This window comes from Azospirillum rugosum, assembly GCF_017876155.1.
Taxonomy (GTDB): domain Bacteria; phylum Pseudomonadota; class Alphaproteobacteria; order Azospirillales; family Azospirillaceae; genus Azospirillum; species Azospirillum rugosum.
This window is the reverse complement of sequence record NZ_JAGINP010000009.1, coordinates 131,372-145,812: the sequence shown is the minus strand read 5'-3', so window position 1 is coordinate 145,812 and position 14,441 is coordinate 131,372. Positions and strand designations below refer to the sequence as shown.

The 14,441-nt window shown below is 69.6% G+C and carries 14 protein-coding genes; 13 read left to right on the top strand and 1 reads right to left on the bottom strand.

Annotated elements, in window-relative coordinates; translation table 11 throughout:
- The first annotated feature begins 43 nt into the window (after positions 1–43).
- The 8 genes from J2851_RS14235 (at position 44) to J2851_RS14200 (ending at position 8,455) form a co-directional block, all read left to right on the top strand.
- A complete protein-coding gene (locus J2851_RS14235; RefSeq protein WP_209766947.1) occupies positions 44–313 on the top strand; it encodes a hypothetical protein in 270 nt (89 codons plus the stop codon).
- Positions 314–387: 74 nt separating this feature from the next.
- Positions 388–957, top strand: coding sequence for a phage connector family protein (locus J2851_RS14230; protein WP_209766946.1), 570 nt, complete (start codon positions 388–390; stop codon positions 955–957).
- Positions 957–2,855, top strand: coding sequence for a phage tail protein (locus tag J2851_RS14225; protein WP_209766945.1), 1,899 nt, complete (start codon positions 957–959; stop codon positions 2,853–2,855). Before J2851_RS14230 ends, J2851_RS14225 begins: the two co-directional genes overlap by 1 nt.
- On the top strand, positions 2,855–3,520 hold the full coding sequence (locus J2851_RS14220; protein WP_209766944.1) for a hypothetical protein: 666 nt from the start codon (positions 2,855–2,857) through the stop codon (positions 3,518–3,520). Before J2851_RS14225 ends, J2851_RS14220 begins: the two co-directional genes overlap by 1 nt.
- Positions 3,521–4,039: 519 nt before the next feature.
- Complete coding sequence (locus tag J2851_RS14215; RefSeq protein ID WP_209766943.1) at positions 4,040–6,070, top strand: glycosyl hydrolase family 28-related protein; 2,031 nt, start codon at positions 4,040–4,042, stop codon at positions 6,068–6,070.
- Positions 6,067–7,614 carry a phage terminase large subunit gene (terL, locus tag J2851_RS14210; protein ID WP_209766942.1) on the top strand — a complete coding sequence of 516 codons (1,548 nt, stop codon included), beginning with the start codon at positions 6,067–6,069 and terminating at the stop codon, positions 7,612–7,614. The genes J2851_RS14215 and terL overlap by 4 nt, the downstream gene beginning before the upstream one ends.
- A 74-nt stretch (positions 7,615–7,688) precedes the next feature.
- Positions 7,689–7,994, top strand: coding sequence for a hypothetical protein (locus tag J2851_RS14205; protein WP_209766941.1), 306 nt, complete (start codon positions 7,689–7,691; stop codon positions 7,992–7,994).
- Complete coding sequence (locus J2851_RS14200) at positions 7,991–8,455, top strand: cell wall hydrolase (protein WP_209766940.1); 465 nt, start codon at positions 7,991–7,993, stop codon at positions 8,453–8,455. Before J2851_RS14205 ends, J2851_RS14200 begins: the two co-directional genes overlap by 4 nt.
- 18 nt (positions 8,456–8,473) lie before the next feature.
- On the opposite strand, the gene J2851_RS14195 is transcribed toward J2851_RS14200, so the two are convergent.
- Positions 8,474–8,704 carry a hypothetical protein gene (locus tag J2851_RS14195; protein ID WP_209766939.1) on the bottom strand — a complete coding sequence of 77 codons (231 nt, stop codon included), beginning with the start codon at positions 8,702–8,704 and terminating at the stop codon, positions 8,474–8,476.
- 277 nt (positions 8,705–8,981) lie between these two features.
- On the opposite strand from J2851_RS14195, the gene J2851_RS14190 reads away from it, so the two are divergent.
- From J2851_RS14190 to infC, 5 genes are all read left to right on the top strand, one after another.
- On the top strand, positions 8,982–9,356 hold the full coding sequence (locus J2851_RS14190) for a DUF952 domain-containing protein (RefSeq protein ID WP_209766938.1): 375 nt from the start codon (positions 8,982–8,984) through the stop codon (positions 9,354–9,356).
- The gene (locus J2851_RS14185; RefSeq protein WP_209766937.1) at positions 9,353–10,426 is read left to right on the top strand and encodes a quinone-dependent dihydroorotate dehydrogenase; all 1,074 of its coding nucleotides are present in this window, start codon (positions 9,353–9,355) and stop codon (positions 10,424–10,426) included. Before J2851_RS14190 ends, J2851_RS14185 begins: the two co-directional genes overlap by 4 nt.
- Before the next feature lie 17 nt (positions 10,427–10,443).
- The gene (locus J2851_RS14180; protein WP_209766936.1) at positions 10,444–11,634 is read left to right on the top strand and encodes an EAL domain-containing protein; all 1,191 of its coding nucleotides are present in this window, start codon (positions 10,444–10,446) and stop codon (positions 11,632–11,634) included.
- A 230-nt stretch (positions 11,635–11,864) separates the two neighbouring features.
- Positions 11,865–13,829 carry a threonine--tRNA ligase gene (gene thrS, locus J2851_RS14175; protein ID WP_209766935.1) on the top strand — a complete coding sequence of 655 codons (1,965 nt, stop codon included), beginning with the start codon at positions 11,865–11,867 and terminating at the stop codon, positions 13,827–13,829.
- Between the two features lie 84 nt (positions 13,830–13,913).
- Complete coding sequence (gene infC / locus J2851_RS14170; protein WP_209767066.1) at positions 13,914–14,441, top strand: translation initiation factor IF-3; 528 nt, start codon at positions 13,914–13,916, stop codon at positions 14,439–14,441.

The window sequence follows — 14,441 nt, the reverse complement described above, 5'->3', positions numbered from 1 at the left end:
CGCTTTCGCGCACCAATCCCCTGACTTCCCTGGAGTTCTTCCCATGGCCTACTCCTCGAAGGACCTGAGCGTGCTCGCCTACGCGAACGGGTTCACGCTCTGGCACTACACCACCGTCGATCTCGCCACCGAGGTCGACACCCGCGGCTATTTCAACGGCGCCGCCGACCTGCTGCGGGTCGGCGACATGATCCTCGCCAACACCGACACCGACGGCGCGCCGGTCACCGGCGTGTTCGTGGTCGGCTCCAACGCGGCCGGCGTGGTGGACGCCACCAACATCACGCCCTTCGGCGCCAGCAACGCCGACTGATCGCGCGGGGGGCGGTTCCGTCCCCGGCGGGCCGTCCCCTGTCCATCCCTTCATTCCTTCGAAGGATCGAACCCATGGCACTGACCGCGGTCGGGCTGTGCAGCCGCGCCCTGATCAAGATCGGGGCGACGGCGATCACCGCCTTCGACGAGGGCACCGCCGAGGCGGAGGTGGCCGCCGCCCTCTACGAGCCGGCGCGCGACGCGCTGCTGTCGGCCAACCCCTGGAGTTTCGCCACGCGGCAGGCCACGCTGCCGCGCCTCGCCGATATTCCGGTCGCGGATTTCTCCGCCGCCTTCCAGCTGCCGGCCGATTTCCTGCGCGCGCTGGGCGCTGGGCCGAGTGGGCGGGGGCGGGGCCTCGACTATCGCATCGCCGGGCGGGCGCTGCACGCGGACTCCGACACGGTGACCCTCACCTACATCGGCCGCCCGGCGGAGGAGGACTTCCCGCCCTTCTTCGACCAGGCGCTGATCGCGCGGCTGGCCGCGGAGTTCTGCATTCCCCTGACCGAGAATTCCAGCCGCGCCGACCTGCTGCAACGGCTGGCGGAGGCGGAGTTCCGCCGCGCCCGCCAGATCGACGGGCAGCAGGACAGCCAGCCGGGCTTCCAGGACTTCACCCTGATCGACGCGAGGGGCTGATGCCGCGGGTCACCCAGATCAAGACCAACTTCACGGCGGGCGAGGTGTCGCGCCGGCTGCTCGGGCGCGGCGACCTGCGCGCCTACGACAACGGGGCGCTGTCCTTGCGCAACCTGTTCATCCACCCCACGGGCGGGATCACCCGCCGCTCCGGCCTCGCCTTCGTGGACGGGGTGCGGGGCGACGGGCGGCTCGTCGCCTTCGAGTTCAACACGGAGCAGACCTATCTGCTGGTCTTCTCCGACGGCAAGATCGACGTCTACGAGGACGACGTCCGCGCCGCCACGGTGGACGCCCCCTGGACCGCGGCGCAGCTCGCCCAGATCACCTGGACGCAGTCCGCCGACACGCTGCTGGTCTGCCACCCGGACGTGCCGCCGCGCAAGCTGACGCGCGGCGGCGCGGATGGGCACTGGACGCTGTCGGACTGGTCCTACGTCACGGACGGCGAGAAGGTCCTGATGCCCTTCTACCGCTTCGCCGACGCGGCCGTGACGGTGACCCCGTCCGGCACGACGGGCGCCATCACGGTGACCGCCTCGGCCCCCGTCTTCGATCCGAAGCACGACGGCACGCGGCTGCGCATCCAGGGCAAGCAGCTGCGGGTCACGGGTGTGGTGTCGGCCACCCAGGTCAACGCCACGGTGGTGGAGGCGCTGCCGAACGCCAACGCGACCACGGTGTGGGACGAGCAGTCCTTCTCCCCCTTGCGCGGCTGGCCGGTGTCGGCGGCCTTCCACCAGGACCGGCTGGTCATCGGTGGGTCGCGCGACCTGCCGAACCGGCTGTGGCTGTCACGCTCCGCCGACCTGTGGAACTTCGACCTCGGCACCGGCAAGGACGACGAGGCCATCGAGTTCGGCATTCTGTCCGACCAGGTGAACGCCATCCGCGCCGTCTTCTCCGGCCGGCACCTCCAGCTCTTCACCTCGGGGGCGGAGTACATGGTGTCGGGCGACCCGCTGACGCCGCAGAACATCCAGGTGACGCGGCAGACGCGCATCGGCTCGCCGGTCGACCGCTCCGTCCCGCCGCGGGATGTGGACGGCGCGACGCTGTTCGTGTCGCGCAACGGCAAGGAAATCCGCGAGTTCCTCTACACCGACACGGAGGCCGCCTACCAGGCCAACGACCTCGCGCTGCTGGCGCGGCACCTTGTGGTGAACCCGCGCGACCAGGATTACGACCAGAGCCGCCGGCTGATGTTCGTGGCGATGGAGGACGGCTCGCTCGGCGCGCTGACCGTCTACCGGCTGGAGCAGGTGACCGCCTGGACCCGGCTGGAGACGGACGGGGCGGTGCGCTCCGTCGCCGTGGTCGGGGACGAGGTCTACGCGCTGGTCGACCGCGCCGGGCGCTGGAGCGTCGAACGCTTCGACGACGACCTGAACCTGGACGCGGCGCTGGTCGGCGAGCACGACACGCCGACCGCGGTGTGGAGCGGGCTCGACCACCTGGAAGGGCGGACCCTGTCGGTGGTCGCCGATGGGGTGGTGCGCGGCTCCACCACCGTCGCCGCCGGTAAGATCGTGCTCGACCCGCCGGCCCGCCGCGTGGAGGCGGGGCTGCCCTATACGCACCTGGTGGAGCCGCTGCCGGTCAGCCTGCTCGGCCAGGCGGGGGTGCCGGATCCCGTGCGGCTCGTCTCCGTCACCTTCCGGCTGGAGGAGACGGCGGCGCTCAGCGCCGACCTGGGGCGGGGGGTGCAGGAGCTGCCGCTGCACCGGACGGGGCCGCAGCCGGCCGGCGGCGTGCCGGCCCGCATCTCCGGCGACCGCAAGCTGCGCACGCTCGGCTGGCGGCGCGACTTCGACCGGCCGCTGTGGCGCATCCGCCAGGACGCGCCGCTGCCCTTCACCCTGCTGTCCGTGACCATGGAATTGAAGGTGAACGACTGATGGGTGGCATCACATCCCTGATGACGACGGCCCTGCCGGCGGTGAACGCTGTCGCCGGCACGGTGGCCAAGTTCAGCGACGGCTCGTCGACTGCCCAGGCGCAGCAGGCGGCCGACGAACGCAAGTACGCCTACGAGGCGCAGAAGCAGCAGCTGGAGTGGCAGCGCGAGGACGCGTTGCGCCGCCAGGACCAGGAGCTTCAACGCCAGAAGGAGGAGCAGGCCCGCCGCGACGCGGAAGCCCAGCGCGCCCGCGAGATGGACTGGCTGGCGCAGAGCCAGAACCAGGCCGCCGACCAGCTGCGCTCCAACCAGGCCGCTGATATGGCGGACAGGCAGGCGGGCGCGCAGACGCAGCTCGCCCAGATCAGCGCAAACGCCGCGGCGGAGGAGCGGCGCCGGGTGGACGCCCTGCGCCGGACCATGGCCCGCACCCGCGCGACGCTGGGGGCCAGCGGGGTCAGCGCCGCGGACGGGTCGGGCGAGGCGATCCTGCTCGGCGCCGTCAACGACAGCGCGGTCGAGCGGCAGGACGCCGACCAGATCGACCAGATCAAGCGCCAGGCGATCCAGCAGGAGCTGGACAACGCCCGCCGCCGCAACCTGCTCGAACAGGCGCAGCTCGCCGACCGCCAGCGCCTGGAATTCATGAGCAAGTTCTACTGACCGCCGTTCGGTTCGGCCACTCTCTTCGCCGTCATCCCAGCGAAGGCTCTACGGTATGCACACATCTCGCGGATGCGATAATGCATTGAGCAGCAAGGAAAAAGCCCCTCTTCCCTTGGGGGAGAGGGGTTGGGGTGAGGGGTCGTTACGGGCGGCAGCCCGGAGAAAATCTCAAACCCGGCCGCGGTGGATGGTTCCGGCCGGCCTGTGGCCGGCGCCACCCTCACCCCAAACCCCTCTCCCCTCAAGGGAGAGGGGCTTTTCCTCCACTGTATCAGGCACTTACCGCAATGGCGAAACGTGTGCATACCGTAGAGCGAAGGCTGGGATCCAGGAAACTCCGCCGTCAAGTGGCTGATGTGCCCTGGATTCCCGCCTTCGCGGGAATGACGATGGGAAAGTGCAGTTTCGTAGGTTGGGTGGTGGCGCAGCCGCAACCCAACATCGTTGCAATGGCGCGTGTGTTGGGTTGCGCTGGCGCTCCACCCAACCTACGGCCCTCGCCTTAGGGGCCCATTCATGCCCACGACCATCCAAGTTCCGCGCGGGACTCCGCGCGTGCAGTATCTTGCCGACGGGGCGCAGACGGATTTTCCCTTTCCGTTCCCGATCTTTGCGGCGGGCGACCTTCAGGTCTTCCTGGGGGCGGCGCTGCAAGCGACCGGCTACGCGGTTGACGGCGCCGGGAGCAGCGACGGCGGAACGGTGACCTTCGCGGCCGCGCCCGCCGCCGGCACGCCGGTTCTGCTGCGCCGCCGCCTGCCCATCGAGCGCACCAGCGATTTCCTGGAAAGCGGGCCGTTGCCGGCCTCGACCCTGAACCGGGAGTTCGACCAGCTCACCGCCGCGCTCCAGCAGGTGGCCGGCGACCAGGAGCTGATGCTGCGCTACACCGACACCGACCTGCCGGCCTCCAACCTGCTGCCGGAGCGCGCGCTGCGCGCCGGCCGGCTGCTCGCCTTCGACAGCGTGGGCAACCCCACCACCCGTGCGCCGGTGGACGAGGAGGCACTGTCCACCTATCAAGGCCCGGGGGCCGGCGCCGTCCGCCGCCCGATCCGCGAGAAGCTGGCCGATGCGGTGTCGGTGAAGGATTTCGGTGCGGTCGGCGACGGCGTGGTGGACGACACCATCGCCATCCAGGCGGCCTTGACCAGCGCGACCGCGGTCCATGTGCCGCCGGGCACCTACCGGATCACCAACACGCTGACCGTCGCCTATGGCAAGACGCTGGTCGGGGCCGGGCAGTCGTCGATCATCCGCGGGGCGTCGAACGCCTTCGACCTGATCCACCTGCCGGACGGCTACGCGACCCTGTCGGGGCTGCGGCTGGAGCAGGGGGACGCCGGCGTCCGGCTGTTCGGGCGTGACGGTCCCTGCGTGCACAACAGCGTGAGCGACCTGACGCTGTGGGAGCCGCGGGTCGGGCTGCTGTTCGACGGCTACACCGACCCGAACTGGCCCTGCTACTGGAACATGGTGTCGCGGGTGCTGGTGGCGCGGCCGGCGGTGCACGGCGTCTGGCTGACGCGCAGCGGCGACGGCGACACGCCGAACGCCAACCGCTTTTCCATGGTGCGCGTCTATTCGCTGTCCGCCCCGATCAGCGGCTGCGGCTTCTATGTGGAGCAGGGCAAGTACAACAACACGTTCCAGGACTGCGAGGCCAACCTGTCGACCATGGCGCTGGCCTGCTTCCGCGTCGGCGCCAACACGGACAAGACGCTGATCCTGAACTTCTACGCCGAGTCGCTGGGCGGCGTGCCGAACGTGCAGCTCGACGCCGGATCGGTGGAGACGGCCATCGTCAACCTGCTGTCCATGTCGGCCGGGCCGGCCATCTACGACCTGTCGGGCGGCCAGTACACCGCGGTCAACGCCGGCTATCCGGAGAAGAACCGCCTGATGCGCAGCCGCGTCCGCGAGCTGGTGGTGGAGGCTCTGCGCTACGACACGGAGTATGTGGAGCCGGTCACCGGCGGGCTGGTGCAGCCGGACCTGTCCAGCTCCGTCTATCTGGTCAGCGCCTATGGCGGTGACGTGGAGTTCCGTCTGCCCGCGGCGGGCTCGGCCAACGGGAACGCGGTGACGGTCAAGCGCACCGACGCGTCGGCCCACGTCCTGACCATCACCGAATCCGGCGGACCGGGGCCGGACGGGCGCCGCGTGGCGCTGGGCAACCGGTACGACTTCGTGACGCTGGTCTCCAACGGGGCCGGCTGGTGGATCGTCGCCGGCAACAGCCTGCCGGGCAACGCCGGCTTCCGCGACCAGCCGGGCGTGTTCGAGCCGGACCTGAACCAGTCGCTGTATCTGGTCAGCGCCTACGGCGGGGCGGTGACGGTGCAGCTGCCGGCGCCCAGCGCCACGCACGCGGTGGGGCGCACGGTGACGATCAAGAAGTCCGACGTGTCCGGCAATCCCGTCACCGTCACCAAGGCGGGCGGCGGCGGGCCGGACAACGCGGTGGTGACCCTGGCCTCCACCGGCAGTGCGGTGACGGTCATGTCCAACGGGGCGGCCTGGCACATCCTGGGGCGGCTGCCATGACGGACGGGCCAGAGAAGGAGAAGCTTGAGAAGAAGAAGGGCTTCTTCGCCTTCGTCCACGACTGGAACAAGCTGTCCGACCTCGTCACGCCGCGCCACCACCGCCGCATCGCCGTCTGGCTGGAGCAGCAATGCGCCGGCCCGGACCGGCGGATGCTGCTGATGGCCTTCCGCGGGGCGGGCAAGTCGTCGCTGGTCGGGCTGTTCGCCGCCTGGATGCTGTACCAGGACCCGAACCGGCGCCTGCTGGTGCTGGCCGCCGACCTGAAGCTGGCCAAGAAGATGGTGCGCAACGTCAAGCGCATCATCGAGCGGCACCCGGACACCAAGCACTTGAAGCCCCCCGCGAAGGAGCGCGACCAGTGGGCGGCCGACCAGTTCACCGTGGTCCGCCCGCAGGAGCTGCGCGACGCCTCCATGGTCGCGGCGGGCATCGGCGGCAACGTCACGGGAAGCCGCGCCGACGTGGTGATCTGCGACGACGTGGAGGTGCCGCGCACCTCCGGCAGCCCGGGCAAGCGCGCCGACCTGCGGGAGAAGCTGGCGGAGATCGAATACCTGCTGGTGCCGGGCGGCGTGCAGCTCTATGTCGGGACGCCGCACAGCTACTACTCCATCTACGCCGACGAACCGCGGCCGGAGGCGGGGGAGGCGCGGCCCTTCCTGGACGGCTTCGCCCGGCTGGTCCTGCCCGTCTACACGGACGGGCCGGACGGCAAGCGCGTCTACGCTTGGCCGCGGCGCTTCGACGAGGCGCACGTCAACCGCATCCGCAAGGCGACGGGCCCCAACAAGTTCACCAGCCAGATGCTGCTGCGCCCGGTGAACGAGGCGGAGGGCTTCCTCGACCTCGACAAGCTCGGCCGCTACGACGGGGTGCTGGACTATCGGGAATCGCTGGGCCGCGCGGTGCTGACGCTGAACGGGGTGCGGCTGGCCTCGGCCTCCTGCTGGTGGGACCCGGCCTTCGCGCGGCCGGCGGCCGAGGGCGGCAAGCCCGGCGATTCCAGCGTCGTCGCCGCGGTCTTCGGCGGGGAGGACGGTCGCTTCTACCTGCACCGGGTGCTCTACCTGACGGTGAACCCCGGCAACCCGGAGACCGAGGCCGAGCAGCAGTGCGCCCAGGTCGTGCGCTTCCTGGAGGAGCATCACCTGCCGTCGATCCATGTGGAGACCAACGGCATCGGCCGCTTCCTGCCCGGCCTGCTGCGCAAGGCGCTGGAGAAGGCCAGGGTCGCGGCGTCGGTCGTGGAGCGGAGCAGCACCCGCAACAAGGCCGCCCGCATCCAGGAGGCGTTCGACGCGCTGCTCGCCGACCGCCGCCTGCTCGCCCACGCCCGCGTCTGGGAGACCGCTTTCGTCCGCGAGATGCGCGATTGGTCGCCGGACGTCCGCTACAAGGGGAGGGACGACGGTCTCGACGCGGTCGCCGGAGCCCTGTCCTGCGAACCCTTCCGCTTCGACCGCTCCACCTTGCCCGACCGCCGCCCGGACTGGCGCGGCACCGCCCCGGTGGTGGCGCCGTCGTCGGGGTGGGAGGTGTGATGCGCCCCGACACCGCAAGGCCGCTTCCCACCCGGGACGCGGCCTTTTTCTTTTCCTTGCACCGGAGAAACCCAATGCATGAGACCGTCGACCTGGTCTGGTGGATCTCGGCCGTGGAGCTGCCCGTGATGGGCGGGCTGTTCTGGCTGATCACCCGGCTGCGCAACGATTCCGAATCCGCGCTGGAGGACCTGCGCGTGCGCGCCGAATCGGCCCAGGCGCAGGTGCGCGAGAGCCTGGCCGCCTACAAGCTGGAGGTCGCCAAGACCTACGTCTCCTTCGCCACGCTGAAGGATGTGGAGCAGCGCCTGACCGACCACCTGCTGCGCATCGAGACCAAGCTGGAAAGCGGCTGCTTCTCCGACGGGGGCCGCCGATGAGCGCGCGTTCGCTGAGGCCGGAGCCGACGATCTCCGCTGCCAGCGTCCTTCAGGACAACAGCCGGTCCGGTGAGGCCGTGGACACGCTGGCCCGCACCCTGTGGAGCGACGCGCGCGGCGAGCCCGTGCGGGCCATGGAGGCGCTGGCGGCGCTGGTCATGAACCGCGTCCGCCGCGCGCGGGAACGCGGCGGCTGGTGGTGGGGCGGCGATGTCGTCGCGGTCTGCCGCAAGCCCGGCCAGTTTGGTGGCTGGAATGGCGGCCGGGACGCCGTCACGTCCGACGATCCGGCCTTCGCCGCCTGCCGGCGCATCGCGCGCCGGGCGGTGGCCGGGCAACTGGCCGACCCGACCTTTGGTGCGACCCATGTCCACCGGGCCGGCGAAAGCCCCGACTGGGCGCACGGCCGAAGCGCCTGCGCCGAGTTCGGGACCCTGCTGTTCTACAACGATGTCGAGTGACTGAGACCGGGATGGGCCTCAGGCCGCTTCCTTGATCATCGCGAGATAGATCTTCCAGGCGGTCTCCACCGAAACGCCGCCGGCGCGCGACCCCGCGGCCAGCATCGCCGCCGTCGGCTTCAGCGGGACCGGCGTGTGGCTCGCCTCGGCCATCGGGCCGAGGGGGGCGGCACCCAGCATGTTCACGGACGAGTCGAGCGCGCCGTCGGCGTGCCGGTCCTTCATCACGGTCAGTGCGATAGCGTTCATGGCGACCTCCATTTATTGCCGCCATCACAGCAAACCCGATGCCAACCCGCCGAAGTCCCGGGCATTTTAGGAAATCTGTAGCTTTTCCGCCGTTCCGTGCGGATTCCGCGGGGTCAGGCGGGGGCTGGGGCCGCGCTCATCCGCAAATTGCCGCTGCGCTTCCGCTGCGGCGTTTGCAAATTGCAACGCAGACGGAAAGGCAGCCTCCCGCACCGGGCTCCGCCATCGCCGATTTGCTTTTTGGCCCGATGCGCTTTGGGGTAATGTCCCCGCCGCCATGACCGATCGGATCATCTATCATATGTGCCGGGCCGACGAGTGGGAGCGGGCGCTCTCCTCCGGCTCCTACCCCGGCTCCTCGCAGGACGCGGCGGACGGCTTCATCCACTTCTCCACCGCGTCGCAGGTGCGGGAGAGTGCCGCCAAGCACCGTGCCGGGCAGGACGGGCTCGTCCTGCTGACCGTGGACGGCGACGCGCTGGCTGCTGCCCTGCGTTGGGAGCCGTCGCGCGGCGGCCAGCTGTTCCCGCACCTCTACGCCGCCCTGCCGGTGCCGGCGGTGCTGCGCGCCGACCCGTTGCCGCTGGGGCCGGACGGCGTCCACCTCTTCCCGCCGAGCTTCCCCACTTCTCCCGAGGACATCGTCCCGTGATCGACCTGTTTCCCATCGTCGGCCCGATCCTGCGCAGCTTCGATCCGGAGACGGCGCACAGCCTGACCATCAAGGGCCTGTCCACCGGCCTGATGCCGGCGGTCCGGGGAACGGACGACCCCATCCTGCGCAGCACGGTCTTCGGGCTGGACTTCGCCAACCCGGTCGGGCTCGCCGCCGGCTTCGACAAGAACGCCGAGGTGGTGGACCCGATGTTGCGGCTCGGCTTCGGCTTCGTGGAGGCCGGCAGCGTCACGCCGCGCCCGCAGCCCGGCAACCCGAAGCCGCGCCTGTTCCGCATCCCGGAGCAGGGTGCGGTCATCAACCGCATGGGCTTCAACAACGAGGGGCTGGAGCCCTTCGCCCAGCGGCTGGAGCGCCGTCTGACGAACGGGCGCAAGGCGCCGGGCATCGTCGGCGCCAACCTGGGCAAGAACAAGGACACGGTTGAGGCCGCGGATGACTACGTCCTGGGCGTCAAGCGCGTCGCGGCACTGGCCGATTACCTGGTCGTCAACGTGTCGTCCCCCAACACGCCGGGCCTGCGCGCGCTCCAGGGGCGCGGGCCGCTGCGCACGCTGCTCGGTCGCGTGCTCGACGCGCGGGCGTCCTGCAACCTCGCCAAGGCGCCGCCGGTCCTGCTGAAGATCGCCCCCGACCTGACCGACGAGGACAAGGCCGACATCGCCGCGGTGTCGCTGGAGTCGGGCATCGACGGGCTGATCGTCTCCAACACCACCATCGCCCGTCCGGTGTCGATCCCGGAACCGCTGCGCTCGGAGGCCGGCGGCCTGTCCGGCAAGCCGCTGTTCGCGCCCTCCACCAAGGTGCTGGGGGAGATGTACCGGCTGACCGGCGGCAAATTGCCGCTGGTCGGGGTGGGCGGCATCGCGTCGGCCGCCGACGCCTACGCCAAGGTGCGCGCGGGCGCGTCGCTGCTCCAGCTCTACTCCGCGCTGGTCTACGCCGGGCCGGCGCTGGTGCCGGTCATCAACGCCGGGCTGGCCGACCTGCTGCGCCGCGACGGCTTCGCCCGGCTGGCGGACGCCGTGGGGGCGGACCACCGCTGATCAGGAGGGACGGGCGCATGCGGACCGTCATCCTTCATGGAGTCGCCACGCTGGCCGCCGGAGTCGCGGCCGGGGTGGCGGTCGCCGTCCTGCGGCCGGACGCCGGCCCGGAGGTGGCGGGGCTGGCCGGGGCCGTGGTCGTCCTGGCCGGCGCGCTGGCCCACGAGATGGCGGCGCGCCGGCGCGCCGAGCGGACCACGGCCAGCCGCCTCGACATCCTGGAGCATGTGGTCGGCACCCTGGCCGAGGACCACGGCCGGCGGCTCGCCCAGTTGGAGGAGGCGCGGGGTTCGGGCGACGGCGGCCAGTACGAGACGGTGATCCAGGAGGTGAAGCTCCTGCAATCGCTGGTCACCCGCCTGACCGAAAAGCGCCGTTCCGATCCGCCGCCCGCGCCCCTACTGACCCCGCAGGCGCCACAGCCGCGCGCCGAGGAGCCCCCGATCGCATCCATCGTCGAGGCGCCGCCGATGGACGACGCGCTGGTGCTGGAAGCGGTGCGCGACGCGTTGCAGGCCGACCGCATCGACATCCACCTCCAGCCGGTGGTCAGCCTGCCGCAACGCAAGCACCGCTTCTACGAGGCCTTCTCCCGCGTGCGGGAGCCGGACGGCGCGCTGATCCTGCCCGACCGCTACCTCGACATCGCGCAGCGCGAGGGGCTGATCGCCACCATCGACAACCTGCTGCTGGTCCGCTGCGTCCAGCTGATCCGCGAGACGGAGAAGCGCCAGCACGCCATCGGCTTCTTCTCCAACATCTCTGCCGCCACGCTCAGCGACGCCGACTTCATGAAGGAGTTCCTGCAGCTGATGGCGCAGAACCAGGCGCTGGTGCCCAAGCTGGTGTTCGAGCTGAGCCAGGAGCAGCTGCGCGCCGGCGGGGCGGTGACCCTGGGCATCTTGTCGCAGTTGGCGCGGATCGGCTTCCGCTTCTCCATGGACCAGGTGACCGACCCGGACATCGACGTGGAGACGCTGGTGCGGCACGAGTTCCGCTATTTGAAGCTCGACCGCGCGCTGCTGCTCGACCCCGCCCTGGCGCCGCGCGTTGAGGCGCTGCGCCGCCGCCTGGACGGGGAGGCCATCGACGTCATCGTCGAGAAGATCGAAACCGAGGAGCAGATGGCCGAGCTGGCCGGCGCCGGCTTCGATTTCGGCCAGGGCTACCTGTTCGGCGAGCCGCGCCCGGCGCGCAGACCGGCGTGAGAGGGTCAATCACCACCAAGGCACCAAGACACCAAGTCCGCGGCGGGTAACCGCCGGCGATTTCGGCGAATCAGCCATGCGCAGGCCCCTTTTGTCTCATAACCTTGGTGTCTTGGTGCCTTGGTGGTGAAAATCCCCCGTAATGCGCCGCCCCCGCGCTTGACAGGGGCTGCTTTCCCATTAGAAGTTTCGCCTCCCGGCATGCGCCGGGTGTGATGCAACACAGTCAAATGGTGACTTCGGTGACGTCCAACATCGCCATCACGCTGCCCGACGGCAGCGTGCGGGAGTTCGACCGGCCGGTGACGGGGCTTGAGATCGCCTCCTCCATCGGGCCGCGCCTTGCCAAGGATGCGCTTGCCGTCAAGATCGACGGCGAGGTGAAGGACGTTACCACCACCGTCACCACCAACGCCAAGATCGAGATCGTCACGCGCAATCATCCCGACGCGCTTGAGGTCATCCGCCACGACGCCGCCCACGTGCTGGCCGACGCCGTTCAGAAGCTGTATCCCGGCACGCAGGTGACCATCGGTCCCGCGATCGCCAACGGCTTCTACTACGACTTCGCGCGCGAGGAGCCCTTCACGCCCGACGATCTGGAGAAGATCGAGGCGAAGATGCGCGAGATCGTGGCCAAGGACATCCCGATCGTCCGCGAGGTCTGGACCCGCGACGACGCGGTCGCCTACTTCAAGAAGCTCGGCGAGCACTACAAGGCGGAGCTGATCGAGGCGATCCCGGCGGACCAGGACATCAGCATCTACCGGCAGGACGACTGGCTCGACCTGTGCCGCGGCCCGCACGCGCCCACCACGGGCAAGGTCGGGCAGGGCTTCAAGCTGATGAAGGTGGCCGGCGCCTACTGGCGCGGCGACAGCCGGAACCCCATGCTCCAGCGCATCTACGGCACCGCCTGGCGCGACGAGAAGGAGCTGAAGGCCTACCTGCACCAGCTGGAGGAGGCGGAGAAGCGCGACCACCGCCGCCTGGGTAAGGAGCTGGACCTGTTCCACGTGCAGGAGGAGGCCGTCGGCTCGGTCTTCTGGCACCCGAAGGGCTGGACGCTGTTCCGCACGCTGGAGACCTACATCCGCACAAAGCTCCAGCAGGCCGACTATGTCGAGGTGAAGACGCCGCAGCTGATCGACAGCTCGCTGTTCAAGGCGTCAGGCCACTGGGACATGTACGGCGACAACATGTTCAAGGTCTCCGCCGACGACGGCGAGAAGATGCTGGGCATCAAGCCAATGAACTGCCCGGGCCACGTGCAGATCTTCAAGCACGGCCTGCGCTCCTACCGCGACCTGCCGATCCGCATGGCGGAGTTCGGGGCCTGCCACCGCAACGAGCCGTCGGGCGCGCTGCACGGCATCCTGCGCGTGCGGGCCTTCACCCAGGACGACGCCCATATCTTCTGCACGGAAGACCAGGTGCCGACCGAGGCGGCGGAGTATTTCAAGCTCCAGCTCGGCGTCTACCGGGATCTGGGCTTCGACAAGATCGCGGTGAAGCTGGCCCTGCGCCCGGACGTCCGCGCCGGTTCCAACGACACCTGGGACCGCGCGGAGGAGGGGCTGCGCACCGCGCTCCGCTCCGCCGGGCTGGAGTTCGAGGAACTGCCGGGCGAGGGCGCCTTCTACGGCCCGAAGGTGGAGTTCCACCTGACCGACGCCATCGGCCGCACCTGGCAGTGCGGCACGCTGCAGCTCGACTTCGTGCTGCCCGAACGGCTGGACGCGACCTACATCGGCGAGGACGGGGCCAAGCACCGTCCGGTGATGCTGCACCGGGCCATCCTGGGCTCCCTGGAGCGCTTCATCGGCATGCTCATCGAGCATTACGCCGGCAAGTTCCCGATGTGGCTGACCCCCGTCCAGGCGGTGGTCTGCACCATCACCAGCGACGCGGACGGCTACGGCCAGGAGGTGCTGAACCTCCTGAAACGCCGGGGCATCCGCGCCGAACTCGACACCCGGAACGAGAAAATCAACCTGAAGGTCCGCGAACACAGCCTTCAGAAGGTTCCCGTCCTGGTGGTCGTGGGCAAGCGCGAGGCGGAAGAACGGACGGTCGCCCTCCGTACTCTCGGTGGTAAGGATCAGGAAGTTCTTGCCCTCGACGCCGCGCTCAATAAACTAGCGGAGGAGGCGAGGTCCCCCGCGGGCGCCGCCGCTTTCGATTCGCCGTTTTAACAGACCGCGCCGTTCGGGCGGGCCTCCCTCCGGGGGGTCGCGCCCCGGCGGGTTATCAGTCATGGAGAAGCGTCCATAGCCAGGATACCGTCCGAAGCCGCTCCCACCCGCGATGGACCGCGGGTCAACCGGGAGATCACGGCACGCTCCGTCCGTCTCGTCGGCGCCGATGGCGAGATGGTGGGCGTCGTTTCGTTGCGCGATGCGCTGATGGCCGCCGAAGATGCGGGTCTCGACCTCGTCGAGATCGCCCCGCAGGCGGAGCCGCCTGTCTGCAAGATCCTCGACTATGGCAAGTACAAGTACGAGGCGCAGAAGAAGGCCGCCGAGGCGCGTAAGAAGCAGAAGATCATCGAGGTCAAGGAGATCAAGCTCCGGCCGAACATCGATGACAACGACTACGACGTGAAGATGCGTTCGGCCCGTCGCTTCCTTGAGGAAGGCGACAAGGTCAAGGTGACCATGCGCTTCCGCGGACGCGAGATGGCCCACCAGGACCTGGGCATGAACGTTCTCGTTCGCGTCCGTGACGAGTTGGACGAACTGGCGAAGGTCGAGCAGATGCCGAAGCTCGAAGGCCGCCAGATGGTGATGGTGCTCGCCCCGAGGTGA